The 23,672-nt window shown below is 66.1% G+C and carries 24 protein-coding genes and 1 tRNA gene; 5 read left to right on the top strand and 20 right to left on the bottom strand.

From position 1 onward, the window contains the following. Positions 1-21: 21 nt before the first annotated feature. A tRNA-Gly gene (locus CVN68_RS10095) sits at positions 22-95 on the bottom strand. Between the two features lie 306 nt (positions 96-401). Here CVN68_RS10095 and CVN68_RS10090 point away from each other — a divergent pair. Continuing rightward, entirely contained in the window at positions 402-1,202 is an 801-nt protein-coding gene (locus CVN68_RS10090; protein WP_233503669.1) for a DUF4440 domain-containing protein, read from the top strand. 9 nt (positions 1,203-1,211) lie between these two features. On the opposite strand, the gene CVN68_RS10085 is transcribed toward CVN68_RS10090, so the two are convergent. Genes CVN68_RS10085 through CVN68_RS10075 form a run of 3 tightly spaced genes read right to left on the bottom strand, consistent with a single transcriptional unit; the run spans position 1,212 to position 5,404 of the window. Then, positions 1,212-2,327 (bottom strand): glycoside hydrolase family 130 protein, encoded by a 1,116-nt coding sequence (locus tag CVN68_RS10085; RefSeq protein WP_100282091.1) that lies wholly within the window; start codon positions 2,325-2,327, stop codon positions 1,212-1,214. Next, the gene (locus tag CVN68_RS10080; RefSeq protein ID WP_100282090.1) at positions 2,324-3,103 is read right to left on the bottom strand and encodes an SDR family oxidoreductase; all 780 of its coding nucleotides are present in this window, start codon (positions 3,101-3,103) and stop codon (positions 2,324-2,326) included. Before CVN68_RS10080 ends, CVN68_RS10085 begins: the two co-directional genes overlap by 4 nt. Before the next feature lie 60 nt (positions 3,104-3,163). Continuing rightward, the gene (locus CVN68_RS10075; RefSeq protein WP_100282089.1) at positions 3,164-5,404 is read right to left on the bottom strand and encodes a hypothetical protein; all 2,241 of its coding nucleotides are present in this window, start codon (positions 5,402-5,404) and stop codon (positions 3,164-3,166) included. A gap of 120 nt (positions 5,405-5,524) precedes the next feature. Between CVN68_RS10075 and CVN68_RS10070 the strand changes: the two genes are divergently transcribed. Genes CVN68_RS10070 through CVN68_RS10060 form a run of 3 tightly spaced genes read left to right on the top strand, consistent with a single transcriptional unit; the run spans position 5,525 to position 8,641 of the window. Further along, complete coding sequence (locus CVN68_RS10070) at positions 5,525-7,012, top strand: DUF5597 domain-containing protein (protein ID WP_100282088.1); 1,488 nt, start codon at positions 5,525-5,527, stop codon at positions 7,010-7,012. Positions 7,013-7,049: 37 nt separating this feature from the next. Next, a complete protein-coding gene (locus tag CVN68_RS10065) occupies positions 7,050-7,898 on the top strand; it encodes a diacylglycerol/lipid kinase family protein (protein ID WP_100282087.1) in 849 nt (282 codons plus the stop codon). After that, on the top strand, positions 7,895-8,641 hold the full coding sequence (locus tag CVN68_RS10060) for a metallophosphoesterase family protein (RefSeq protein WP_100282086.1): 747 nt from the start codon (positions 7,895-7,897) through the stop codon (positions 8,639-8,641). The genes CVN68_RS10065 and CVN68_RS10060 overlap by 4 nt, the downstream gene beginning before the upstream one ends. Before the next feature lie 128 nt (positions 8,642-8,769). Here CVN68_RS10060 and CVN68_RS10055 read toward each other — a convergent pair whose 3' ends face one another. The 9 genes from CVN68_RS10055 to CVN68_RS10015 all read right to left on the bottom strand — a co-directional run bounded on the left by CVN68_RS10055 (position 8,770) and on the right by CVN68_RS10015 (position 16,747). After that, positions 8,770-9,216 (bottom strand): bleomycin resistance protein, encoded by a 447-nt coding sequence (locus CVN68_RS10055; protein WP_199560256.1) that lies wholly within the window; start codon positions 9,214-9,216, stop codon positions 8,770-8,772. 61 nt (positions 9,217-9,277) lie between these two features. Beyond that, a complete protein-coding gene (locus tag CVN68_RS10050) occupies positions 9,278-10,657 on the bottom strand; it encodes a DUF1501 domain-containing protein (protein WP_100282085.1) in 1,380 nt (459 codons plus the stop codon). A 9-nt stretch (positions 10,658-10,666) separates the two neighbouring features. After that, a complete protein-coding gene (locus CVN68_RS10045; RefSeq protein ID WP_158298821.1) occupies positions 10,667-12,355 on the bottom strand; it encodes a DUF1800 family protein in 1,689 nt (562 codons plus the stop codon). Positions 12,356-12,568: 213 nt separating this feature from the next. Continuing rightward, positions 12,569-13,099, bottom strand: a complete 531-nt coding sequence (gene rpsI / locus CVN68_RS10040; RefSeq protein ID WP_100282083.1) for a 30S ribosomal protein S9 — start codon at positions 13,097-13,099, stop codon at positions 12,569-12,571. Beyond that, complete coding sequence (gene rplM / locus CVN68_RS10035) at positions 13,099-13,578, bottom strand: 50S ribosomal protein L13 (RefSeq protein WP_100282082.1); 480 nt, start codon at positions 13,576-13,578, stop codon at positions 13,099-13,101. Before rplM ends, rpsI begins: the two co-directional genes overlap by 1 nt. A gap of 140 nt (positions 13,579-13,718) precedes the next feature. Then, positions 13,719-14,549 carry a hypothetical protein gene (locus CVN68_RS10030; protein WP_100282081.1) on the bottom strand — a complete coding sequence of 277 codons (831 nt, stop codon included), beginning with the start codon at positions 14,547-14,549 and terminating at the stop codon, positions 13,719-13,721. Beyond that, complete coding sequence (gene cutA, locus CVN68_RS10025; RefSeq protein ID WP_100282080.1) at positions 14,549-14,863, bottom strand: divalent-cation tolerance protein CutA; 315 nt, start codon at positions 14,861-14,863, stop codon at positions 14,549-14,551. The genes CVN68_RS10030 and cutA overlap by 1 nt, the downstream gene beginning before the upstream one ends. Beyond that, complete coding sequence (locus CVN68_RS10020; RefSeq protein ID WP_233503668.1) at positions 14,860-15,891, bottom strand: COX15/CtaA family protein; 1,032 nt, start codon at positions 15,889-15,891, stop codon at positions 14,860-14,862. Before CVN68_RS10020 ends, cutA begins: the two co-directional genes overlap by 4 nt. Positions 15,892-16,123: 232 nt before the next feature. Next, on the bottom strand, positions 16,124-16,747 hold the full coding sequence (locus tag CVN68_RS10015; RefSeq protein ID WP_199560255.1) for a DUF2867 domain-containing protein: 624 nt from the start codon (positions 16,745-16,747) through the stop codon (positions 16,124-16,126). 124 nt (positions 16,748-16,871) lie between these two features. On the opposite strand from CVN68_RS10015, the gene CVN68_RS10010 reads away from it, so the two are divergent. Beyond that, positions 16,872-17,219, top strand: a complete 348-nt coding sequence (locus CVN68_RS10010) for a winged helix-turn-helix transcriptional regulator (RefSeq protein ID WP_199560254.1) — start codon at positions 16,872-16,874, stop codon at positions 17,217-17,219. 352 nt (positions 17,220-17,571) lie between these two features. On the opposite strand, the gene CVN68_RS10000 is transcribed toward CVN68_RS10010, so the two are convergent. From CVN68_RS10000 to lpdA, 7 genes are all read right to left on the bottom strand, one after another. Further along, on the bottom strand, positions 17,572-17,775 hold the full coding sequence (locus CVN68_RS10000; RefSeq protein ID WP_100282078.1) for a hypothetical protein: 204 nt from the start codon (positions 17,773-17,775) through the stop codon (positions 17,572-17,574). Next, entirely contained in the window at positions 17,772-18,143 is a 372-nt protein-coding gene (locus tag CVN68_RS09995; RefSeq protein ID WP_100282077.1) for a plasmid mobilization protein, read from the bottom strand. Before CVN68_RS09995 ends, CVN68_RS10000 begins: the two co-directional genes overlap by 4 nt. Before the next feature lie 41 nt (positions 18,144-18,184). Then, positions 18,185-20,107, bottom strand: coding sequence for a 1-deoxy-D-xylulose-5-phosphate synthase (gene dxs / locus CVN68_RS09990; RefSeq protein ID WP_100282076.1), 1,923 nt, complete (start codon positions 20,105-20,107; stop codon positions 18,185-18,187). 86 nt (positions 20,108-20,193) lie between these two features. Further along, positions 20,194-20,652 (bottom strand): Fur family transcriptional regulator, encoded by a 459-nt coding sequence (locus CVN68_RS09985; RefSeq protein ID WP_100282075.1) that lies wholly within the window; start codon positions 20,650-20,652, stop codon positions 20,194-20,196. A 40-nt stretch (positions 20,653-20,692) separates the two neighbouring features. After that, a complete protein-coding gene (locus CVN68_RS09980) occupies positions 20,693-21,079 on the bottom strand; it encodes a MerC domain-containing protein (protein WP_100282074.1) in 387 nt (128 codons plus the stop codon). 243 nt (positions 21,080-21,322) lie between these two features. Then, complete coding sequence (locus CVN68_RS09975) at positions 21,323-22,000, bottom strand: RBBP9/YdeN family alpha/beta hydrolase (RefSeq protein WP_100282073.1); 678 nt, start codon at positions 21,998-22,000, stop codon at positions 21,323-21,325. A 270-nt stretch (positions 22,001-22,270) separates the two neighbouring features. Continuing rightward, positions 22,271-23,671: a dihydrolipoyl dehydrogenase gene (lpdA, locus tag CVN68_RS09970; protein WP_100282072.1), complete on the bottom strand. Its 1,401-nt coding sequence runs from the start codon at positions 23,669-23,671 to the stop codon at positions 22,271-22,273. Between the last annotated feature and the right edge of the window lies 1 nt (position 23,672).

The raw sequence follows: 23,672 nt of genomic DNA, 5'->3' as shown, positions 1-23,672 counted from the left end.
GGGCTCCAGTTCAGAAGGGATTGGAGCGGGTGAAGGGAATCGAACCCTCGTCGTAAGCTTGGGAAGCTTCTGCTCTGCCATTGAGCTACACCCGCCCGAGCGGCGGAAATCCGAGCTTTTGCAGCTTGTGTCAAGCGGACATTCCGACGCCGCACTCGTCGGAATGCTGACGCGACCGACATCTGCGGAGCAAGGCGTCGCTGACGCCGCAGGATGCGCCGCCGCTTGCCGAATGGGGTCGCCTCATGGATAGTGGTGCCGGCTATACGGGGAGACCTGTCATGTACCGGTATGCCGTCCTGGGCCTTTTGCTTGCCATGGCTTCGTCGCCTCCGAGTGCCGCGAGAGCACCTACGGCTCTGCTGGACGCCCATCATAAGGTTGCGGCTGCGCACCAGGCGTTGCGCGCGGCGCTGCTGGGCGGCGACCCCGTCGCGCTCGCGTCACGCTACGCCGACGACGCGATCAGCATGCCCGAATATCAGCCTGCGCTGCCCGGCCGGGCGAGCGTGCTCGCTTATTGGCTGGCAATCGCGCCACGGCTGCGGCTCACCGAATATGCCCCGGTTACCGAGGAAGTGATCGATCTTGGGGGCAAGATCCTGGAGACGGGCTCGTTCACGCTGCGCTGGCGGGCGGCGGGTGGCGAGGAACGCAGCGAGACCGGCAAGTTCGCCAATCTATGGGTGCGCGGCCCGGGCGGGCTGCTGCTGAAGGCTGATGTCCGTGGTTTCCATCGCCGGCTCGACGATGCCGCCAGCTTCCACGTCGCCTTGCCTGACAGACCCGCACCGGCGCCGGCCGATACACCGCTCGCGCGCGAGCTGGCAGCCCTCGCCCGCGCCAGTGCCGAGGCGGTGCGGACCTATGACGCGGAGGCGAGGATCGCCCAATATGCCCCGGACGCAATATTCATGCCCTTCGCCGACACGCCGAAGCGCGGCATCGCCGCCATCCGGGCGCATCTGATGCCCTATGTCGAAGGGGGCCGGGGAGTCGTGTTCGACGAGGTGCGCGTGTGGAATGTCGGCCATGAGGATCTCGGCGACCATGTGATCGAATACGGCAAATTCTACGTGGCTTCGCACCAGGGCGCGCAGCATTATCAGACAAGCGGGGGAGGGCTGCGGCTGTGGAAGCGCGGGTCCGATGGCAAGCTGCGGATCTATCGCCAGATCGCAACGCATGATCACCGCGACTGAGGCATGGGATCAGGCAAAGGTCGCCTTGGGGATATGCGTGATCCGGCAAGCGAGGTCGGCTTCGCCCGAGGCGACGACATAATGATCGCCGGCGTCGGCGATGCCGGTGGTGAACACCACGTCGCGGAGGTACATCTTGTCTTCGAGCGGACGAGTGAGCTCGGCATCGGGCTCCAGCAGGGGGACGTGCTCGGTGCGGATCACCTTCGAGGGATCGTCCTTGTCGAGGAGCGACCAATAAGTGCGGTAGATGCCGACGATCTCCTTGGGCTCGACGCCGTGCCACAGCGCCAGCCACCCCTTGTCGGTGAGGATCGGCGGGGTGCCGCCGCCCATTCGGGCGGTGTGCAAGGTCACGGCGTGGGGGCGCAGGCCGGGATCGCGGTGCGGCTTCCAGTGGAGCGCGTCGGGCGAGGTGGCGAGGTTGATCGAGGGGCCACCGCGCCATTCGCTGCCCGGTGGATAGGTGAAATAGAGATCGCCCAAGGGGCGGGTCTGCGCCCAATACCGGCCGTCGATCAGCCCCTCGAAGATCAGCATATCCTTGTTCTGGTGATCGAGGACGATGTCCTCGAAGACCCAGTCGAGCCCGTTGGTGGAGGTGTAGAGCGTGGTGCAATGCCGTTCGGGGCTGACCGAGCAAGTCGTCATCAGCCAGCGATTCCCCACCTTCGAGACGCGCGCGTCCTCGACGCCGTAGCATTGGAAGCTGGCGTGCGGGGCGATCGGCTTGTCGTAGTGGACCGTGACTATTTCGAGCCCGTCGGGCGATAGTTCGACCGGCAGGATCCACGACAGCGAAGTCAGCGCCATCACTTTCCACCGCCCGCCGCGGATCAGGAACTTGCGCGGGTCGGCGGTGTCGACCTGATCGAGCGGCCAGGCGTCGAGCACGTATTTGCCTTCGTGCCAACGGATCGCATGGACATGCCCGTCGAAGATCGGCGTGCGCAGCGCTTCGGCCACCCGCACGAAGATCGCGAGGTTGCCGTTGGGGAGCCGGGTCAGCGCGGGGTTGAACGCGCCGAGCACATAGGTCTCGGCATCGAGATGCCCGGCAAGCGGCGAGCGCGAAAGGTCGATATCGTCGGGGCCGAAGATCAGCCGGTCGGTCGCGAAGCTCATCGAGTCTGGAGGCGCGGCTCGACACGCATCAGCGAGACCGCCGTGCGGCGCGGCTGGGTCAGCATGAAGTGCGTCGCCGCGGCGATGTCCTCGGCACGGAGCATGTCGCCCTTGTGGATCATCTCGCGCTGCTTCTCGGGTGGGATGTCGGGCAGCTGCATGTCCGATCCGGTGAGCCCGGGCTCGATATTGCCGACCTTGATGTCCTTCTCGGCGAGCTCCTTGCGGAGCGCTTCGGCGAATGCCTGCACGCCGGTCTTGGTTGCGGCATAGACCGTCGATTCGCCGCCGCGCGACTGGGCCGACATCGAGCCGATGATCACCACGTCGCTGCCTGGGCCGAGATGCTCCAGCGCGGCCTTGGCGGCGGTCATGTAGGCAGTGAGGTTGGTGTCGACGATATAAGGGATGTCGTCCGCTTGCGTGTCGGAGAGCGAATCGGCGGGGATCGCGGCGTTGAGCACGGCGATGTCGATTCCGCCAAGATAGCGGGCCCCCTCGGCGACGAAGCGCTTCACTTCGGCAGGGTCGGTGAGATCGAGGCTGAGTCCGTCGCCGTCGCCGACTTCGCGGATGCGGGCGAGGGCGTCGTCGAGATGCGTGGGCGTGCGGCCGCAGACGAACACCTTGGCGCCCTCCGCCGCGAGCAGGATCGCGATCGCACGGCCGATGCCGGTGGTGCCGCCGGTAACGATCGCCTTGCGGCCGGCGAGGCCAGGCTGCCCGGTATGCGCGTCGGTTTCGTCGCGGACGGGCGGTTCGGCAAGTTGGGACATGGCTGGGCTCCGTTGTGCAGCTTCGGGGCGGACAAGGATCGGGCGGCGGTTAGGTTCCTCTCACCACGCCACCGTGATGCGACCGTCCGCCGGAACGCGGAATTCGATGCGGTCCTCGACCTCGTGGCCACGCACGCGATCCCCCGCCATCGTCGTGACGGTGAAGGCGGGGAGCGTGGCGCGACCGCTGCGCAGCAGGCACAGTCGCGCCTCGCAGCCTTCGGCGCCGCCGAGCTGGAAGCTCAGCGACTTCTCGCCGGGGCGGTCGCTCGCCAGCAGGAAATGGTCGCAGAAGAGGCGGAAGGGTGCGTCGCTGACGCTGTGGAAAGCGCGGCTGGCGAAGACGAACGCCGCACCCGCCCCGTAGATTTCCTGCCCGACCTGTCCCGCCTTCTGCCCGTCGACATAGAGGTCCTCGACCGGGAAGGAGAGGGCGCGGTCGACATAGGAGTTGCGGACATTGTCGGTCTCGATCGCGTCCTCGGGCAACGCATCGGGGTAATAATACCAGGCGCGATCGAGCGCGTAGCGGCAATATTCGCTGAGCAGCAACCGCACCGCGGGATCGACGTCGGGGCCGCTGTCCTTGAGGAAGCGCTCGAACGCCGCGAAGCTGTCGAAGCACTCGTACATCGCCATGTACGGCGCGTCGTGCAGCGCCGTGACGCCGAGGAAGTTCCTGTAATATTTGGCATAGCCGATCTCGGACTCCCACATCGCATTGTTGTGGAAGAAGCTGGCGAGGAAAACATAGGCCTGATCGAGATAGGCCTTTTCGTTGGTGATCCGCCACAGCCGCAGGCACGCCGCGGCGCCCCAGGCAGTGAGATTGGCCTGATAGTTGAGCTCGAAGCGCATGCCGCGGGTGGCGTCGATGCTCGCCCGCGCTTCGTCGAGGAAGCGCTTGTCGTCTGTCAGCTCGAAAGCCTGGAGCATGACATAGGCATAGATGCCGCCGACATCGGTCTGGCCGAGGCCTTCGTCGTCGCGCGCGGCAGTGATCACCGAGCGATCGGTGACATTGTACTGGATCGGCCATTTATAATCGAAATGGTGCGCGGACTCGATGCCATAGTCGATCGACTGGAGGAACAGCCGCTTCGCCTTCTTGTTGCCGTCGAGCGCGAGGCGGCCGAGGTTGAGCATCGGGTGGTAGAGATACCAGCTGTCGACGGCGTCCTTGTCCTTGTCTGCGCCGACATTAGGCAGATAGCGCCGCATCGTCTTGAGCCGGGGATCGTAGAATTTGCGCAGTCCCGCCGCGAATTCGGCGAAGAGCGGAATCTCTTCCTTCTTCCACGCCTCATAGTCGCGGATCGAGGCGAGCACCGAGAGCTGGACCATCGAGTCGGGATATTCGGCGGCGGTGTAGGGGTGGACGTAGCGGAAGCCGTAGTGGCGGATCGTCGCTGCGGGCGCCTGGTCGAGATCCTTGAGCGCGCGTTCGGCGCGGTCGATCCAATCGTGATAATCGGTCTCGGGATGCTCGAGCCGGCGATACACCGCACCCAGCAAGCTGAGAAAACGCCGCGCCATCGCGGTCTCGTCGCCGCGCGGATCCGCGTGGAACGCCAGATAGGTATCCGAGATCGCCGTTTCCTGCCCCTCGGGAAGCGGGTCGAGCGGCGGCTTGCCCTTTTGCGGCGCGGTCGGCGGCAGATAGCCGATCTCGGGCCATTCGCCGCCCACCGCGCCGTCGGGCGTGGTGCGGGTCGCTTCGAAATAGGGGTTCAGCGTCGTGAAGTTCTGGAAATAGAGCGTGCTGCCGAAGCCGGGCTCGGTCAGCCGGAAATAACTGTAGCCGGCGTTCAATCCACGCTGCGCCGCCTCGACCTGGCCGACTGCGCGCGTGGGATCGTCGTGCACGTCGAGCGGATAGAGGTCGCGCGGCAGGAAAGGGACGAGCAAAGGGACCGCGGGGGTCAAGCGGGTGGTGACGCGCAGGATCGGGACTTCGTCTTCGTGCAGGCGGAACGCCACGCTCTGGCGGCCGATCGCGCAGTCGAATTCCAGCCGCAGCGCTTCGCCTTCTTCCGGCTTGCGGGTGCGGACCTTCCCGCAGCCGCCGGGCGCATGCGCCGCGCGCAGCGCCAGCCCGCCCCGGCCCTTGCGGCGGACGATCGCCCAGAGCGAATCGCGCCCGGCGCTGATCTCGATGTCGAGATCCCCGAGCGCCAGCGTCGCCACCTGTTCCATCGCGTCCGAGCGAAGTTCGTCGCGGAGAAGCAGGACATTGGGGCTGACCCCGGGGAGCTTGCCGGCCTTTGCCGGGCGTACGGGGAGGGTGTCGATATCTGCCATGGCGCCGACAACCCGGGAAAAGTGAAATCGTTTCGCGCGCTAACCTGGTTTAGTCTAACGCCGCTGCCGAGTGCCCGGCGGTGCTTGACGGGTTCCCTGCCTGCGGGGGATGACAGGCATATGTTTCGTTTGCTCGCCTCGCTCCTGTTGTTATTCGCCGCAGCCCCCGCCGCCGCGCAGATGCCGCATCTGAAAAACGATCAGCTGATCGTCGATGGCAAGCCGTTCCTCGTGCTGGGCGGCGAACTGGGTAATTCGAGCGCGTCGGATCGCGCATGGCTCAAGCCGCATTGGCCGCGGCTCAAGGCGATGCATCTCAACACCGTGCTCGCCCCGGTGAGCTGGGAGCTGATCGAGCCGCAGGAAGGCACGCTCGACTTCACGACGGTCGACTGGCTGATCGAGGATGCCCGCGCGCACGATTTGCGGCTGGTGCTGTTGTGGTTCGGCAGCTGGAAGAACTCGATGTCGACCTATGTCCCCGCCTGGGTGAAACGCGACGAGCGCCGCTTCCCGCGGACGATCGGCGCGGACGGCAAGGCGCAGGAGATATTGTCCGCGTTCGGCACGGCGACGCGCGATGCCGACGCCAGGGCCTTCGCGGCGCTGATGCGGCACCTCAAGCAGGTCGACGGTGATCGCCACACCGTGATCATGATCCAGGTCGAGAACGAGATCGGCTTCCTGCCGACCGCACGCGAGCACGGGCCGGTAGCTGATGCCGCGTTCGCCAGGTTCAAGGGATCGCAAGAGGCGTTCACCGCGGATGCCTATGCGCGCTTCACCGAGGCCGTGACGCGCGCTGGCAAGCGCGAATATCCGCTGCCGATGTACGTCAACGGCGCGCAGGGGCGGCCGGGCAAGCTGCCGGGCGAATATCCGAGCGGCGGGCCGCTGGCGCATCTGATCGAAGTGTGGCGCAAGGGCGCGCCGTCGATCGATTTCCTCGCGCCGGACATCTATTTCCCGAACTTCGCCGGGATCCTCGCGGGCTATGCGCGGCCGGGCAATCCACTGTTCGTGCCCGAGGCCAACAATGCCGGCGATCCGCGCGCGGCGGCGAATGCCTTCGGGGTGATCGCCCGGCACCGCGGGATCGGGTTCAGCCCCTTTTCGATCGAAGGGATCGACGGCCCCGGTGCGGCGAAGCTCGGCGCATTGTACGGATTGCTCGACAGCATGGCGCCGGAGATCCTGCGGGCGCAGGCGAGCGGGCGCATCCTCGGCTTCTCGCCGCCGGTGACGTTCGAGGGCGCGGTGGATGAGAAGCCGCAGGTGCAGACTTTGGGTGGCTACCGCTTCACCGTCAGCTTCGTCGATCCGTGGACGGCGAAGGACAAGCAGGTGCCCGCCGAGCATGGCGGCATGATCCTGTGGCTGGGCGGAGAGGATTATCTGATCGCGGGGAGCGGGATCACCGTGACGATGGAGCCTGTCGATGGCAAAGGCCGGGCCGGGCTCGACCGGGTCGAGGAGGGCGCCTTCATCGACGGACGCTGGGTGCCTGGCCGCCTGCTCAACGGCGACCAGACGCATCAGGGCCGGCACGTGCGGCTGCCGCCGGACGCGCAGGGCGTCCAGCGCGTGCGGCTATATCGTTACGGCTGAGAAGCGACCAAAAGCGGGTTCGCGCGTTGCGGGCGGCATGGAAAAACTCTGGTTCATCACCAATCCCGATTCCGGCACCACCAACCGCGCCAAATGCGAGGCGCTGGAAGCGGTGTTCGAGGAGAGCGGGCTCGCGCTCGCGGGCCGCACCGACTTTCCCGAAGAGAAATTACCGACGCCCGAGGATCTCGATGGCGCCAAGGTCGACACGGTGGTGCTGTTCGCCGGGGACGGGACGATCAACGCGGCGCTCTCTGCGCTCGAGAAGTGGCAGGGCGCATTCCTGATCCTGCCGGGGGGCACGATGAACCTGCTCGCCAAGGGCCTGCACAGCGAGACCGACCCGCAAAAGATCCTGCGCGCCGCGCACATTAGCGATCGGCGGGTGGCCTTGCCTTATGTGATCGCCGGCGAGCATCGCGCCTTTGTCGGGCTGATCCTCGGGCCGGCCGCTTCGTGGTTCCGCGCGCGGGAGGCGGTCCGCAAAGGGAGGCTGGGGCGGCTGCGTGCTGCCGTTCGCGGGGCGTGGCGCAAGACCTTCGGCGAGCGCGGCATTCGCGTTGCGGGGGCATCGGGGCTCGGCGATTCCTACCAGGCGGTGTTCGTCACCCCCGATCTCAAGGGCCTCGAAGTCGCCGCGGTCGATGCCCGCGACTGGGGCGCGATCGTCCAGCTCGGCTGGGACTGGCTGACCGGCGACTGGGTAACCGCGCATGCCGTCAGCGAGGCCTCAACTCAGGAACTGCGCGTGCGGGGCCATCGCCCGGCGCTCGCATTGTTCGACGGCGAACCGGTCACGCTCCAGCCGCATGAGAAGATCCGCGCGGGCAAGAGCCTCGAGACGTTCATCGCCACGCGCACCGACGAGGAGGTACCGGCGTCATGACTCGCCTGTTTCACGTCAGCGACGTCCATTTCGGCCGCGAGGATCGCGAGGCGATCGACTGGTTCGGCCGCAAGGTTCTGGAAGAACAGCCCGATGCAGTGATCATGACCGGCGATCTGACGATGCGCGCGCGGGCGAGCGAGTTCGCGGCGGCGGGTAAGTGGCTGGAGAGCCTCGGCCGGCCGGTGACGGTCGAGGTCGGCAACCACGATCTGCCCTATTTCAATCTGTGGGCGCGGTTCGTGACGCCGTACAAACGCTATAAGGCGATCGAACGGATGATCGAGAAGCCGCTCGACGTGAAGGGCGTGAGCGTGGTGCCGCTCAAGACCACCGCGCGCTTTCAGTTCCGCACCAACTGGTCGAAGGGCTATGTCAGCACGCGATCGTTGCAGGAGTCGCTCGCATTGGTCGAGGCGGTGCCCGGCGACGATCTGATCTTCGTCGCCGCGCACCATCCGCTGATCGAGGCGGGGACGATGGCGACTTCGCAGACGCGCCGGGGGAGGGCGGCGCTCGATGCGCTGGCGACGGCCGGGGTGCATGCGGTGCTGACCGGCCATGTCCATGATCCGTTCGACGTCGCGCATGAGATCGAGGGCCGGACCGTGCGGCTGATCGGGGCGGGCACCCTGTCCGAACGCGTGCGGAGCCAGCCGCCTTCGTTCAACGAGATCCGGGTGGAGGGCCGCAGTTTCGAAACGATCGCCCGGTTCAAGGGCGAGGGGAGCGTGGTGCTTTAGCCACTTCCGTCACCCCGGCCTTGGGCCGGGGTCCACGGTGCGGCAGGCGATGTCCTTTGCGCGTCACGCTTTTTCCCGGGCGGCCTGGTGGACCTCGGCACAAGGCCCGGGTGACGCGTGAGGCTGGTTCAGCCCTGCGCCCGCGTCAGATCCTGTCCGAACACCAGCAGATTGCCGTCGGGCGCCACCACCATCAGCTCGCGCTGGCCATAGATCTGGTCGATCGGGCCATAGATGTCGCCGTCGTTGAGCAGCGGTGCCCTGGGCGCGAGCTCGGCGGCGATCGCGTCGACGTCGTGCACGTCGACATAATAACAAAAGCGGCGATTGCCCGGTGGGGCGCCATCGTCGCCGATATTCTCGACGAGGCGGAACGCCGCCGCCTCGCGCTGGACATAGGCATAGCTGCCTTGGCGGAAGCGGCATTCGAAGCCCAGGATCTCGGTGAAGAAGCGCACCGCCGCTTCGATATCCGGCACATGCATGAAGGGCGTGATGCGATAGAAATTGGACACGGGGGTTCCTCCCGCATCCACCGTATCCGACGCTGATATGCCGCGGTAGTGAAGTTCCATGCGATACTCCCTCTTGTCGCGCGATAGCTGCGCGACATGGAAGGAATGTGGAAGAACGCCGTTAAGTGCGGAACAACCCTAAGGGGCCGCGTCCGCCGGTGTTCCATGTCGACCAATTGGGGAAGACATAGGGCATGTCGGCATCGCTCACGCCGTGCCAGCGGGCGATCGCGCCGATATATTCCTCCTGCGCGATCGCGGGGACGAAGCGGCCTTCGTTGCTGACGTCGTGCGCGCCGCCGATCACCGGATCAGGATAGGCGCCGAAGATGCCGCCGGGGGTGACGTTGCCGCCGACGACGAGGTGGTTGCTGCCCCAGGCGTGATCGGTGCCGTTCTGGGCATTGCCTTTGAAGGTGCGGCCGAAGTCGCTCATCGTGAACGCGGTGACGTTTTCGGCCATGCCGATCGACTGCATCGCGCGGTGGAAAGCCGCGAGCGCCATGGCGAGATCGGCGAGCAGATTGGCGTGAGTGCCGGTGTCGTTGTTGCCGCCATTCACCTGGCCCGAATGATTGTCGAAGCCGCCCTGGCTGACCATGAAGGTCTGGCGGTCATGCCCGAGCGTCGAGCGCGCGGCGATCATCCGGGCGACGCGCATCAGCTGGCGGGCGACGTCGCTGGTCAGCGCGGCGCCGGTGACCGGGTTGACGAAATAGCCGTCGAGCGCGCTGGTCGCGCCGATGATCGTATTGGCAGTGACGGCCTGGCCGTAGGCGCCGGTGATGTCGCGGGCGGTGGTCTCGGTCATCGCGCCATAGGTCGTGCCGTTGGCGAAGGCGTCTACCGCCGCATTCTTGGCCTGGTTGGCGGCATTGCCGCCAGCGCTGTAGCCACTGCGGCCCAGCGTGCCGGTGGAAGGGAGTACCAGCGCCGAGCTGGTCCGGCCGATCGTCGCGAGGTTCGATCCCGCCAGCGAGATCATCGAGGGTGTCGAAGACGCGGCCATGCGATCGGTCATCCGGCCCATGAAGCCGTCGATGCTGACGTCGCGGGCGCGCAGACCCTGCCAATGCGCCTGCTCGTCCGAATGGCTCATCAGATTGGTCGGGCGCAGATCAGGGCGCGACTGATAGGTCGCTTTGGTCAGCGGCGCGAACAGCGTGCCGGCGTTGAGCACCAGCGCGAGGCTGCCTTCGTCCCAGAGCGGGCGGAGTGCGGCCATCGACGGGTGGAGCGCGTAGGCGGCGTTGGTCAGTGGGGTCAGCGCCGGCGCCTTGATGCCGACCGAGCCGCGCGAGGCGAGATAGGTCGCGTGACGCGCATCGGTGGGGATCACCATGTTCCAGCCGTCATTGCCCCCGAACAGGAACACGCCGACCATCGCGCGGTAGCTGCCGCTCGGCGCCGCCATTGCGCTGGTGCGGCCGAGCTGGCCCATGGCAGCCACCGCGCCGGTGCCGGCGACGAGGCGAACGAAATCGCGGCGGGACAAGGTCATCTGGTTTCCTTACCGGTCGACGAGGAAGAGCGGGCTCGAGGCCGCGACATAGAGCATCATCTGGGCGCGCTTGCGGGCCTGGAGCAGCGGATCGGCATTGGTGATCGCCGTCGCCGCGGTCTTGAGCGCGTCCTTCTGCGGCTGGTTCAGCGTGTTGGCGAACATCAGCAGATCGATGCGGGCGATCATCGCATCGAGATCGGTGCCGAACGCCTCCCATCCGCTCCACAGCGGCTGGCTCAGCGAGGAATTGGGCATGCCCGAGGCGAGCGTGAATTCCGCCCGCGTGGCGTCGCCGCCCACCGTCCAGTCATAGACGAAATTGTGCCAGCGCAGCACGTTCGAGGTGTTGAGCAGCTTCGACGCGGGGCTCTTGAGCGTGGTGCTGCCGGGCAGCGGATAATCGGTGGGATAGAAATTGAATACCGAGGGCGCGCGCATCACCGGCTGGCCCATGCTGGTGTCGCGATTGACGAAGACATAGCCGTCGGTGGTGAAGCCGATGACGCGGGCGAGGCCGGTCATCAGCAGCACCGGCTCCTTGACCTTGCCCGAAGCAGCGCCGGGCGCGGCGCGGGCCTCGGCATCGGTCAGGATCGTGCGGACGACGGCCTTGAGGTCGCCGCGGACGCCGCCGCCATTGTTGGCGAACACCGCCGCGACGCGGCCGACATAAGCGGGCGTCGGGTTGGGCGTGACGAGATGGGTGATCAGGAACTTCGAGACGAAGGGCGCAGTCGAGGCGTTGTTGAACGCGGCGTCGACCACCGCGGCGACGCTCGCCTCCTGCGTGGCGCCCGCGCCGACCGAAGTGCCGAGGAACGCCTTGGCGGTGCTGTCGTAGCGCGCCGCCACTGCGATCATAGGCTGCGAATAGTCGCGGGCATTGCCGTCGGTGATCGCCGCGCCGCCGACCCGGGCATAGGTCCAGCCGGTGAGCGCGCGGGCGACGCCGCGAATGTCTTCGGGGGTGTAATTGGGCTGGCGCGCGCCGGTGGCGTCCAGTTTCGGCGTGCCGTCCATGTTGAGCTGGTCGGGGCCCATCGAGAACAGCTGGAGGAATTCGCGGGCGTAATTTTCCGACGGCGCCGACTTGTTGCTGTCGGCCATGTCGAGATAGTCGCCCATATAGCCGAGCATCGTCGCCCGGGCGAGCACGTCGCGGAAATTGCCGAAGGCGCTGTCGAGGAAGATCTGGTTGAACGCGGCGATGCCGGCGGCCGAATTCACTTCGGCCTCGGACGCGACGATCATCTGGCCGAGCGCGAAGGCGACGCGCTGGCGGAGCTGATCGGGCGCCATCACGGCATCCGAATAGAAACGCATCGCCGCGGGCACGCGCGAGAAATGCTGGCGGGCGCAGACGGTGTCGCCGCTGGTGCAGAAGTCGCGGCGGACCTCGACGGCGAGATCGGTATAGGTGCTGCCGGTCGCGGCGAACTGCTCGTCCAGCCACGCGTTGACGCCCAACTCCTTGATCCGCGAGACCAAAGCAGGCGTCGGGCCGAAGCTCGCCTGTCTGGCGAGGCGCGCGGCGTCGGCTTCGGTGAAGCTCGGCGTGGGAGTGGGCGCGGGCGTGACCGAGACGACGCCGCCACCGGCGGACCCGCCGCTGCTGGCGCCGCCGCCGCCGTCGCAAGCCGACAGCATCGTGAGAAAGGCTACGCCGAGCGTGGCCGAAACGCGTGATCTGAACACTGAATGATCCCCCGCCGCCGCGCGCGCGCAACCTGCATCCTTATGAATAGATGTAGACGGTTAATCGGATAAGGTGAGGGAATAGCTAAGAAAAATTTAGCCAGAGTTCATTCCGCGGAGTGAGGCGCCAAATCTCTTTCCTCGGGGGCGCGCATGCAAACGAAAAGGGCGGCCCGTTGCCGGACCGCCCTCTCGTTGTTCTGGGTAGAAAGCTTAGCGCTTCGAGAACTGGAAGCTACGGCGGGCCTTGGCCTTGCCGTACTTCTTGCGCTCGACCGTGCGGCTGTCGCGGGTCAGGAAGCCGGCTGCCTTGACTGGCGCGCGGAGCACCGGCTCGTAGCGCGTCAGCGCCTGGCTGATGCCGTGCTTGACGGCGCCGGCCTGGCCCGAAAGCCCGCCGCCCTTGACGGTGCAGATCACGTCATACTGGCCCTCGCGCTCGGCGACACCGAACGGCTGGTTGATGACGAGACGCAGCGTGGGACGCGCGAAATAAACTTCCTGATCGCGGCCGTTGATCGTGATCTTGCCGCTGCCCGGCTTGATCCAGACGCGCGCGACGGCGTCCTTGCGGCGCCCGGTCGCATAGGAACGGCCGAGGCTGTCGATGATCTTCTCGCGCAGCGGCATGGTCGGTGCCGGCGGTGCGTTCAGATACTCGTCGGCGCTTGCGGGCACGCCCGCAGGTGCTTCACCGGCGGCGATGGCGCCGAGATCGGAGAGGGACTGGCGGTTGTCGGACATTATGCGCCCACCTTGTTCTTGCGGTTCATCGACGCGATGTCGAGGAGTTCGGGGTTCTGCGCGGCGTGCGGATGCTCGGTGCCGGCGAAGATGCGCAGGTTGCGCATCTGCTGACGGCCGAGCGGGCCGCGCGGGATCATCCGCTCAACGGCCTTTTCGAGCACGCGCTCCGGGAAACGACCCTCGAGCACCTTGGCTGCGGTGATTTCCTTGATGCCGCCGGCATAGCCGGTGTGCTTGTAATAGACCTTGTTCGCCAGCTTCTTGCCGGTGAAACGGATCTTGTCCGCGTTGATCACGACGACATTGTCACCGCAATCGATATGCGGGGTGAAGCTCGTCTTGTGCTTGCCGCGCAGCACGTTGGCGATGATCGTCGCAGCGCGACCGACCACCAGGTCCTCGGCATCGACGAGATGCCACTTCTTCTCCACCTCGGTCGGCTTTACCGACTTGGTGGTCTTCATCAGCGCCTTCATGGCCTGTGACCTTTTTTCGAGTATGAAATACAAGCGCGCCAGCCTTCCGGCCGGCGCGGTTGAGTGCGCATTTGGCTGAGAGGCTCCCGAAAGTCAAGCAAATCGGGGTGTTTGCTGACGGGTATTATAATACCAGGCGCTCAATCGGGCCAATCGGAAGGGTTTGCGCGCGCGACGCTGAGGCGAGTGACGAGCACGGTCTGGCGTGTGGCAGTGCCGTTGCGCAGGGTGTCGAGCCCGTTGGCGATCAGGCCCGTCCGTGGATCGGAGGTGCGGACCCGCTCGAGTGCGACCGAGCCCGAAGCCGCGGGCTGGCCATTCGTGGGCAGGGCCATGGTCGCCGCGGCAAGGGTCGTGGTGCGGATCAGGCCATTGTCGGCAGCGGCCGTGCGGCGAGTGCCCTCGAGCACGATCGGGGTGCCAAAGGGCGAGGTGCCGGGGAGCTTGATCGGGACGACGGTACCGACAGGGTCGAGCGGATCGGAGATGATCGCGGCGGTGACGAGCGTGGCGAGGAGCGCGCGTTGACGCTCGGGCGGGAGTGCGCGCAGGGGGGCGGCGACTTTCTCGGCCAGCTTCCGGGCTTCCCCCGGCGGCAGGCTCTGCCGGGTGGCGGCCGCGTCGGAGATGCGTTGGCAGACCCGCTCCCACAAAGTCGCGATCTCGTCGACCTCGACCACCCGGCCTTCGCTATCGAGATGCAGCACGATCTTGCGACCGGCCAGCGCGGAAAGCCCGCGCTCGACGAGATTGCCGAGTGGCTGCGGAGCCTCGCTGGCGCTGCCGAGTATCAGCGCCTCGGCGCGATACCCGTTGCCCTCCTTGTTGAAACGGACGAGCCGTTCGAGGCGATAATGGCGCTCGGGCGCGGCCTCGGTACGCTCGGTCAGGATCCGTAGTGGGGTGTCGACAGGCGGCGCGAAGATCGGCGCGGCGATGCTCGCCTGCAGGGCGATGGCCGCCAGCAGCATCAGCCGGTTTCCGCCGCGACCCAGTCGCTCACCGCCGCGCCGGCGGCGACGGGCCAGGTCTCGACTACTGCCAGATCATAAGGATGCAGCACCTCGATGCGGGCCCGCAAGCGCCCCGCGAGCTGAGGCGTCGTCTTGAACAGCGCCGGAACCTCGTCGCCGCGCTCGACCGCGCCCTGCCAGCGATAGATCGAAGTGCAGGGCGCGAGGATGTTGACGCAAGCGGCGAGGCGCTCGGCGAGGACGGTTTCTGCGATGTGCTCGGCTTCGGCACGGCCGGGAAAAGTGGCGTAGAGCAGAGCGATGTCGCTCATCGACGCTGGCCGACCGCGTGCGCGCCCCAGGCGGTTGCGATCACGAGCAACGCGCCGGTGAACTGGTGGAGCGCCGCGAGGGTGATGTTCATGTTCGACATGACCGTGGCGATGCCGAGCAGGATCTGGATCCCGAATGCGCTGTGGATCGCGATCGAGGCGCGGCGGTCGATCCCGCGGGTGGCGCGGGCGAGCAGGATCAAGGCGGCGACCGCCACCCATGCCCACCAGCGATGAACGAAGTGGACGATCGCCGGATCGTTGAACAACGCATCGAGGAACGGCCGGCCTTCGACAGTGGCGCCGGGGAAGAAGCGGCCGTTCATCAGCGGCCATTGATCGGTGACGAGCCCGGCGTTGAGGCCGGCGACCAACGCGCCGAACAGCAACTGGACGAACAGGATCATGCCAGTGAGCGCGCCCAGTCCGGTCAGGCGGGCGGGGCGGGCCTGCGGGTTGCGGATGAGCTTGCGCAAGTCGAGCGCCGTCCAGACGATTCCGGCCAGTGTGAACAAGGCGACGAGCAGGTGCACGGCGAGGCGGATATGGCTGACGTCGGTGCGGACGCTCAGCCCCGACTGAACCATCCACCAGCCGATCGCGCCCTGCAGCCCGCCGAGCGCGAGCAAAGCCACCAGCCGCCAGCTATAGCCGCGCGGAATCTGCCGGCGCACGGCGAACCACAGCAAGGGCAGCGCGAAGGCCAGACCGATCAGCCTGCCCAGCAGCCGGTGGAGATATTCCCAGAAGAAGATCGCCTTGAACCCGGCGAGCGTCATGCCCTGGTTGAGCTGCTGATATTCGGGAATGCGCTTGTAATGTTCGAATTCAGCCTGCCATTGCGCATCGCTGAGCGGCGGCACGATCCCCGAAATCGGCTTCCACTGGGTGATCGACAGACCGGACTCGGTGAGGCGGGTGATCCCGCCGATCACTACCATCAGCACGATCAGCGCTGCGACGAAGAACAGCCAGTTGGCAAGGGCACGCGGCCGTGCGGTGGGGGAGAAAGAAATCTTCTGAAGCACGGCGCCGGTTTAGGCGCGGATCCTCTCAAAAGCTAGGCGCGCGCCGCCAGCGACGACGCCAATCCAGGTTGAGAACCATAATCTGCCGGGCTGGCGCGGCGCCAGAGTCCGATAGGCCTCGATAGCCGGCTGCTTAGAAGCGCAACGACGCTATGTGCCAAAAGGTGGCATGCGCGAGCTTCGGCACCTAATTCTGCACGGGCCAGTGTAAGCGTTCGTTCGGGCGACCGATCTAGCCCTCCATCACCCTTACCGCCCGTTCCAGATTCGCCCGCAAGATCGTACGGTGGAATGGCGCGATCACTGCCAGGTAGGTCCGCCCCAGCCGGTTATGGCAATGCACTACTGTCACCACGACCAGCTCCCGCCCGCCCGCCGCGCCCGTGCGCAGCAGGATCGCGGCTCGGAAGTCGAGATGCCGGTCGTCCCCGCCCATCACCAACTCCCCCGCACTCTTCGACAGCAGCGGAAGGTAGCCGATCACCTGTAACCCCCGCGCCGCCGCGGCAGCACCGATCGCGCGAGACGATTTGACGCCGACGGTCGCCATCACCGCATCGCGCACCCAGGTCAGCATGCGAATCCACCCCGCCTGCCGCTCGAACGCGATGCGTGCCAGCACTTCGAGATCGCCGCTCGCCCCCGCCGGCAGGTGAATCGCGAACGCATCCAGCAGGTCCGCGCCCACATAAAGCGGTGCCAGCACGCTGTCGGACGGCACGGGCACCGCATGTGCTTTGATTATACCGCCAGCTTTTCCCAAAGTGTCATCGGCCGCAAGGGGTGAAGGCAACCAAGTTGCCCGATCCACCGCGTCTTCCCGCGTGGGCCCGGCCGGCTCGATGCGAGGTACCATTTTGCGCGTCCTTCTGCTATCATTTTCTTAGCAAGAGAATTACCTCGACCGCTACGAAAAGTATAGCATGAAATTTCCCAAACCTGGCCAGCCCGTACGCGGGTCGCAAACCGGACGCCCAACTATGGCGCTTCTCGATCTGCTGGGGCGGCGCATGAGTTTGCGCGTGTTGTGGGAGCTTGCCCACGCCGGACAACCTCTAACGTTTCGGGAACTGCAAGCGGTCGCGGAAACAAATCCGAGCCTCCTCAACACGCGCCTCAAGGAACTGCGGGCCGCCGCTATCGTAGTCCATCACACTGGCGGCTATGGCCTAAGCGAAGAAGGGAAGGCCTTGGTCCGCCTCATCATGCCGCTTCACGAGTGGGCCGCCGCGTGGGGTGCAAGACTCGCGCCCGAAGATGATGCGCCGGCAGCGCTACATGCGATGCAAGACACTCTGAAAGGGACTGGCCAAGATCACAAAAAGTGAGGTCGTGAACTCATAAAGCGTAAGGCCGATTAGCGGTTTGCACAGAAGCGACTCGACCTGACCATTGGTCTAGGGGTGGTTGGGCTTGGTGAGCCGGTGCTCGATGGCGTTTGCCTCGCAGATTATGTCGAAGCGCATCTGGCGCGACCAGGCGGTGTGGCGGTTGCGTGGTTGGTCAGCGAAACAGCATCCGGTTCGACCGGCTGATCGCCTCGATCGCGGGCATGTTCGACGCGGTCGGCCTGGCGGGTCTTCATAGCGACCAGGACAGTGCCGTTGGCGGACGTCGAGCGCGTCTGGCGCGACGAGGGCGCCCAGCGGATCGTCTTCACCGTCGACGCAGGTTGAAGGCCTAGGCCTCCGGAAGCTGGAGCGGCGGCGGGGCGGGGCGCCGCTTCATTGCGATGTCGATCAGCGTCTCGAGCTGGATCAGCCGTTCGCGGGTCTCCTGCGAGTCGCGGCGCGCCTCTTCGGCGACCTTGAGCGCCTGCTCGACCTTGTACTGGAGCAACGTGACCTGCTGGAGCGCCCGGAGCGCGTCGCTCCAGAAGCTCATTGGCGCGTGCCGCCCGACAGGGCCTCGCCGAGCGCGTTCCAGTCGATGTCGGTGCGCGTCAGCAACTGTTCGCGCACCTGCGTGCGATAGGCATTTTCGTCGAAGGTCGCGGCGCGCGCCTGTTCAGTCTCGAGCGCCGCGAACGCTTTTTCGGTACTCGCGTTGGCGGCCTCGAGCTGGATGAGCAGTTCGCGCATCAGCATCTGCTCGGCTTCGCTCGGCTCCGAATAGCGTTCGGCGGCGGTGCGCATATAGTCGCTGACGGTCATGTCCGCCGCGGCGGCGCTGTCGGCGATGCGTTGCTTTTCGGCCGGGGACACCAGCACGACGACGCGGCTCGATCGCGGATGCTGAAGCTGGGTAGCCATGCACATGTACATGTCATGTGCTTGCAGGATTTTCAAGGACCTCAGGCGCGCGCGTCGGTCACCGCGGCTTCGTTGTAGCGCAGCGCCTTGAGCACCGTATCGACGATGTTCGCGGCGTTGAGGCCGGCTTCGTCATATTGCTTCTCGGGCTTGTCCTGATCCTGGAAGATATCGGGCAGGCGCATCGTCCGCAGCTTGAGGCCAGCGTCGATCAACCCCTGATCGCTCGCAAGAGTGAGCACATGCGCACCGAGGCCGCCGATCGCGCCTTCCTCGATCGTGACCGCGACTTCGTGGCTGGTGAGCAGCTTGCGGATCAGTTCCTCGTCGAGCGGCTTGGCGAAGCGCAGATCGGCGACGGTGGTCGAGAGGCCGCGTGCCTCGAGCGCGTCGGCGGCCTTGAGCGCTTCGGCGAGGCGGGTGCCGAGCGACAGGATCGCCACGGTCTTGCCTTCGCGGACGATGCGGCCCTTGCCGATCTCGAGCCGCTGAGGGACCTCGGGAAGCGCGATGCCGACGCCGTTGCCGCGCGGATAGCGCACTGCGATCGGACCCGTATCATGTTCGGCGGCGGTGTAGGTCATATGGACCAGTTCGGCTTCGTCGGCGGGGGCCATCACTACGAAATTGGGGAGCGTCGCCAGATAGGTGACGTCGAAGCTGCCGGCATGAGTCGCGCCGTCGGCGCCGACCAGCCCGGCGCGGTCGATCGCGAAGCGCACCGGCAAATTCTGGATCGCGACATCGTGGACGACCTGGTCGTAGGCGCGCTGGAGGAAGGTCGAGTAGATCGCGCAGAATGGCCGCATGCCCTGCGCGGCGAGGCCGGCGGCGAAGGTGACGGCATGCTGCTCGGCGATGCCGACGTCGAAGGCGCGGTCGGGATGCGCCTGCGCGAACTTGTCGACCCCGGTGCCCGAGGGCATCGCCGCGGTGATCGCGACGATCCGTGGGTCGGTGTCGGCGAGCTTCGCCAGCGTCTCGCCAAAGACGTTCTGATAGGAAGGCGGCCCCGGGGGGGCCTTGTCCTGCGTGCCGGTGATCACGTCGAACTTCTGGACGCCGTGATATTTGTCCGCCGATTCCTCGGCCGGGCCATAGCCCTTGCCCTTTTTGGTGACGACATGGACGAGGATCGGGCCATGCTCGCTATCGCGGACATTCTCGAGCACCGGGATCAGATGGTCGAGATTGTGCCCGTCGATCGGACCGACATAATAGAAACCGAGCTCTTCGAAGAGAGTGCCGCCGGTCGCCATGCCGCGGGCGAATTCCTCGGCCTTCTCGGCGGCGTTGTGGACGCGCTTCGAGATGCGGCGGATCGCGCGCTTGGCGAAGTTCCTGAGGCCGAGATAGTTGGACGAGGACACCGTCCGCGCGAGATAGGCGGAGAGCCCGCCCACCGGCGGCGCGATCGACATGTCGTTGTCGTTGAGGATCACGACGAGCCGATTGCCCGCCGCCTCGGCATTGTTCATCGCCTCATAGGCCATGCCTGCACTCATCGCGCCGTCGCCGATCACTGCGATGCCCTTGCCGGGCTGGCCGTTCAGCTTGTTGGCGACCGCGAAGCCCAGAGCGGCAGAAATCGAAGTAGAGGAGTGCGCCGCGCCGAACGGGTCGTATTCGCTCTCGCTGCGCCTGGTGAAGCCCGAGAGGCCGCCGCCCTGGCGCAGCGTGCGGATCCGGTCGCGGCGGCCGGTGAGGATCTTGTGCGGGTAGCATTGGTGCCCGACATCCCAGATCAGCCGGTCGCGCGGCGTATCGAACACATAATGGATCGCGACGGTCAGCTCGACCACGCCGAGCCCCGAGCCGAGATGCCCGCCGGTCGTGCCTACCGCCGAAATCGTCTCCGCGCGCAGCTCGTCGGCGAGCTGGCGGAGGTCGGCCGGCTTGAGCTTGCGGAGGTCGGCGGGCGTGTCGACGGTGTCGAGCAGCGGCGTGCTTGGAAGGTCGGCCATCGAATCGCCTTACCCCAGCGTTTCCCGCAAGTCGAACGCTCGAATCATTGAAAAGACGTGCAGTTTCCGTGCAGCGTCGCCGCCATCTAGTCGCAGTCGGCGCATTTCCCGCGCACTTCGATCACCGGGCGCACCGGCGAGAAGCCCGCCGTCTTCGCCGCGGACCTTACGTTCTTGGTGATCGTATCGTCGTCGAGATGGGTGGTCTGGCCGCAACTGTCGCAGACGAGGAAGATGCAGTCGTGCAGGCAGTCCGGATGCGCGTTGGCGACATAGGCATTGGCGCTCTCGACACGCCGGGCGAGGTTCGAGCCGACGAACAGGTCGAGGATGCGATAGACGCTGTTGGCGGCGACGCGGCGCCCCTCCGCCTTCGAGACGGCTTCGGCGATGTCATAGGCGGAGGCGGGTTTGTCGAACCCGGCCAGCGCCTCGAACACGCGCTCGCGCATCGCCGTCCACTGCTCGCCCGATTTCTCGAGCGTCGCCTGCGCGGCCTGAGTCAGGTCGTGGCCGTGATGCTCATGATGGTCGTGTACAGGCATGGCATAGATTTAGGGAGGCGGAGGGCCTCCGGCAAGCGCCTCAGTAGGTGGCGCGGCGGTTGAGGTCGTGGCCGAGCGCGACGAGGCTCACGCCGATCAGCGTCCAGAACATCTCGAACCCGCCATGCGGAAGCGACAGCGCGCCGGCCATGATGCCGATCCCGAACGCGCCGACCAGAGCCGGAGCCATATAGCCATGCGAGAGCACGCCCTTGCCCAGCGCGATGATCCCGAAGCCGATTGCGAGCGTGAGGCCGATTTCATGAATCGCCGGATGCACCAGCGCGCCGGCCGAGGAGAGAATCGTCAGCAGCACCGTCGTCGCGACGCAGTGCACGAGGCACAGACCGCTGAGCCCGATCGCGATGCGATCGAAGCTTGCGTCGATACCGCCCCAGAAGCGGGATATCGGGAGACTCACCAGCATGGGCAGGGATATAGGCGGGAAAGGATGAAGGTACAATATATCATCGTCGAGCCGATGCGCGCTGCGACGAATAGAATTCGCGGGATCGGGATGTCTGGAAAAAGAGAGTCGGACGTAGGCCGAGTGACGCTCTAGGGCACGTCACCCGGCCACGCCCGCTGTCACCCTAAATAGGTGTGCCGCGGGTCGTTTTCCACCCCGGCTGCGCCGGTGCGGATTTCTGCTGCGTCGGGGCGAGTTGAGTCACGCCCGCGCACCATAATAATGCGCCTGTGCGGCTTCGGTTGCGCTCACGGCGAGCAACGAGCGCGCGTCGTTGGCGGTGCGCACCTTGCCGGTCCGGTCCGACGCCGCATCGAGCACGCGATCGAGCAGCGCCTGGCCTTCCTCCCACCAGCCGATGCCGCTTGCGGCATTGAGATGGCCCTGCGGCCCGGCATCGACGAAGAAGCTGCCCCAGCCGCCGGCCAGCGCACGCGCCTTTTCAGGCGCGATCCACGGGTCGTCGCTGCTTGCCACGACGATCGAGGGGAAGGGCAGGGGCTTGGTGGGCGTCGGCTGGAACGCCGCGAGCTCGGGCCGGACCTCGTCGCGGTCGACATCGGCGGGGGCGACCAGCAATGCGCCGGCGACCGGCCAGCCGAAGGGCTGCCCCGCCAGTTCGGCCCACCATGTGACGGCGAGGCAGCCGAGGCTGTGCGCGGCGAGGACAACCGGCGCCTGCGCGCTGCGGATCGCCTGGTCGAGCTTGGTCACCCAGGTGTTGCGATGCGGCGTATCCCACATGCCGAGCTCGACCCGGTGGGTGTCGGGGCGCGACTGCTCCCACAAGGTCTGCCAGTGGGAGGGACCCGAGCCGCCGAGCCCGGGGACGGTGAGGATGATCGGCGAATGGTCGTCGATAGGCGAGAAAATAGACATTCTTTCCGCTCCTGCGGGAGGGAGGCCGGAGCTTGGATATATATCCTATCGATTTAGTGGGCAATAGGACTGCGTCGGATAGTCGCGGGTTTGCGATGGTCCGTTGTTGGAGGCCTGACCGTAGCTGCTGGCGTTCCCCTCCCGCTTGCGGGAGGGGTTAGGGGAGGAGATCTCCGCGAGCGAATGGGGCGTCATTCAGCCCCTCCCCCGGGGCCCCCTCCCGCAAGCGGGAGGGGGGCGGAAGGCTGGCGGCGGATGCCGAGCCTCGCCTCAGATGTGCAGCGCACGCCCATAGGCGCCGAGCACGCTCTCGTGCATCATCTCGCTCAGCGTCGGGTGCGGGAACACCGTCTCCATCAGCTCGGCCTCGGTGGTCTCGAGCGTCTTGCCGATCGTGTAGCCCTGGATCAGTTCGGTGACCTCCGCGCCGATCATGTGCGCGCCGAGCAGCTCGCCGGTCTTCGCGTCGAACACCGTCTTCACGAAGCCTTCGGCCTCGCCGAGCGCGATCGCCTTGCCGTTGCCGATGAAGGGGAAGTTGCCGACCTTCACCGCGTAACCCGCTTCCTTCGCCTTGGCCTCGGTCAGGCCGACGCTGGCGATCTGCGGGTGGCAATAGGTGCAGCCCGGGATGTTGCGCGGGTCCATCGCGTGCGGGTGGTTGCCGGCGATCGCCTCGGCGGCGATCACGCCTTCGTGGCTTGCCTTGTGCGCGAGCCAGGGCGGCGCGGTGATGTCGCCGATCGCATAGAGCCCGTCCACATTGGTCTTGCAGGCGGGATCGGTCTTGAGGAAGCCGCGCTCGTCCATCGCGACGCCGAGCTCCTTGAGCCCGATATTCTCGGTGTTGGGCACGATGCCGATCGCGACGATGACATGGCTGAACTCGCTTTCGGTCGCCTTGCCGTCGTGGGCGATGATCGTCGCCTTCACCCCGTTGGCGTCGGCGGCGATCTTGTCGATCTTCGCGCCGGTCAGGATCGTCATACCCTGCTTCTTGAGTGCCTTTTCGAGGAAGGTGGACACATCGACGTCCTCGACGGGGACAATCCGGTCGAGCATTTCGACCACGGTCACCTCGGCACCCATATCGTTGTAGAAGCTGGCGAACTCGATCCCGATCGCGCCCGACCCGATGACGAGGAGCTTCTTCGGCATTTCGGGCGGGGTCATCGCGTGGCGATAGGTCCAGACGCGCTTGCCGTCGGTGGGCAGATTGGGGAGATCCCGCGCGCGCGCGCCGGTGGCGAGGATGATGTTCTTCGCCTCGAGATCGGTCTTCTTGCCGTCCTTGTCGGTGACGCTGAGCTTGCCCTTTCCGGTGAGCTTGCCCTCGCCGAAATGCACCGCGATCTTGTTCTTCTTCATCAGGTGCGTGACGCCCTGATTGAGCTGCTTGGCCACCCCGCGCGAGCGCTTGACCACTGCCTCGATATCCGCGCTGATCCCCTGCGCGACGAGGCCGTAATCCTTGGCGTGCTGCATGTAATGATAGATCTCGGCCGAGCGGAGCAGTGCCTTGGTGGGGATGCAGCCCCAGTTGAGGCAGATGCCGCCCAGCAATTCGCGCTCGACGATCGCGACCTTGAGTCCAAGCTGCGCGCCGCGGATCGCGGCGACATAGCCGCCGGGGCCCGAGCCGAGGACGATGAGGTCGTATTGGTCAGCCACG

The organism is Sphingomonas psychrotolerans (assembly GCF_002796605.1).
GTDB lineage: Bacteria > Pseudomonadota > Alphaproteobacteria > Sphingomonadales > Sphingomonadaceae > Sphingomonas > Sphingomonas psychrotolerans.
The sequence above is the reverse complement of the archived record's forward strand: the minus strand, read 5'-3'. Positions and strand labels throughout refer to the sequence as shown.

What these genes read in the sequence shown, in the direction of transcription:
- CVN68_RS09985 (WP_100282075.1), bottom strand. Translation starts at nt 20,652, where the DNA reads ATGCCTGTACACGACCATCATGAGCATCACGGCCACGACCTGACTCAG.
- CVN68_RS10080 (WP_100282090.1), bottom strand. Translation starts at nt 3,103, where the DNA reads ATGTCCCAACTTGCCGAACCGCCCGTCCGCGACGAAACCGACGCGCAT.
- CVN68_RS09975 (WP_100282073.1), bottom strand. Translation starts at nt 22,000, where the DNA reads ATGTCTATTTTCTCGCCTATCGACGACCATTCGCCGATCATCCTCACC.
- CVN68_RS10015 (WP_199560255.1), bottom strand. Translation starts at nt 16,747, where the DNA reads ATGGTACCTCGCATCGAGCCGGCCGGGCCCACGCGGGAAGACGCGGTG.
- CVN68_RS10030 (WP_100282081.1), bottom strand. Translation starts at nt 14,549, where the DNA reads ATGCTGCTGGCGGCCATCGCCCTGCAGGCGAGCATCGCCGCGCCGATC.
- CVN68_RS10050 (WP_100282085.1), bottom strand. Translation starts at nt 10,657, where the DNA reads ATGACCTTGTCCCGCCGCGATTTCGTTCGCCTCGTCGCCGGCACCGGC.
- CVN68_RS10070 (WP_100282088.1), top strand. Translation starts at nt 5,525, where the DNA reads ATGTTTCGTTTGCTCGCCTCGCTCCTGTTGTTATTCGCCGCAGCCCCC.
- CVN68_RS09995 (WP_100282077.1), bottom strand. Translation starts at nt 18,143, where the DNA reads ATGGCTACCCAGCTTCAGCATCCGCGATCGAGCCGCGTCGTCGTGCTG.
- CVN68_RS10010 (WP_199560254.1), top strand. Translation starts at nt 16,872, where the DNA reads ATGGCGCTTCTCGATCTGCTGGGGCGGCGCATGAGTTTGCGCGTGTTG.
- CVN68_RS10065 (WP_100282087.1), top strand. Translation starts at nt 7,050, where the DNA reads ATGGAAAAACTCTGGTTCATCACCAATCCCGATTCCGGCACCACCAAC.
- CVN68_RS10060 (WP_100282086.1), top strand. Translation starts at nt 7,895, where the DNA reads ATGACTCGCCTGTTTCACGTCAGCGACGTCCATTTCGGCCGCGAGGAT.
- CVN68_RS10055 (WP_199560256.1), bottom strand. Translation starts at nt 9,216, where the DNA reads ATGGAACTTCACTACCGCGGCATATCAGCGTCGGATACGGTGGATGCG.
- rplM (WP_100282082.1), bottom strand. Translation starts at nt 13,578, where the DNA reads ATGAAGGCGCTGATGAAGACCACCAAGTCGGTAAAGCCGACCGAGGTG.
- CVN68_RS09980 (WP_100282074.1), bottom strand. Translation starts at nt 21,079, where the DNA reads ATGCTGGTGAGTCTCCCGATATCCCGCTTCTGGGGCGGTATCGACGCA.
- dxs (WP_100282076.1), bottom strand. Translation starts at nt 20,107, where the DNA reads ATGGCCGACCTTCCAAGCACGCCGCTGCTCGACACCGTCGACACGCCC.
- CVN68_RS10000 (WP_100282078.1), bottom strand. Translation starts at nt 17,775, where the DNA reads ATGAGCTTCTGGAGCGACGCGCTCCGGGCGCTCCAGCAGGTCACGTTG.
- CVN68_RS10085 (WP_100282091.1), bottom strand. Translation starts at nt 2,327, where the DNA reads ATGAGCTTCGCGACCGACCGGCTGATCTTCGGCCCCGACGATATCGAC.
- CVN68_RS10075 (WP_100282089.1), bottom strand. Translation starts at nt 5,404, where the DNA reads ATGGCAGATATCGACACCCTCCCCGTACGCCCGGCAAAGGCCGGCAAG.
- cutA (WP_100282080.1), bottom strand. Translation starts at nt 14,863, where the DNA reads ATGAGCGACATCGCTCTGCTCTACGCCACTTTTCCCGGCCGTGCCGAA.
- rpsI (WP_100282083.1), bottom strand. Translation starts at nt 13,099, where the DNA reads ATGTCCGACAACCGCCAGTCCCTCTCCGATCTCGGCGCCATCGCCGCC.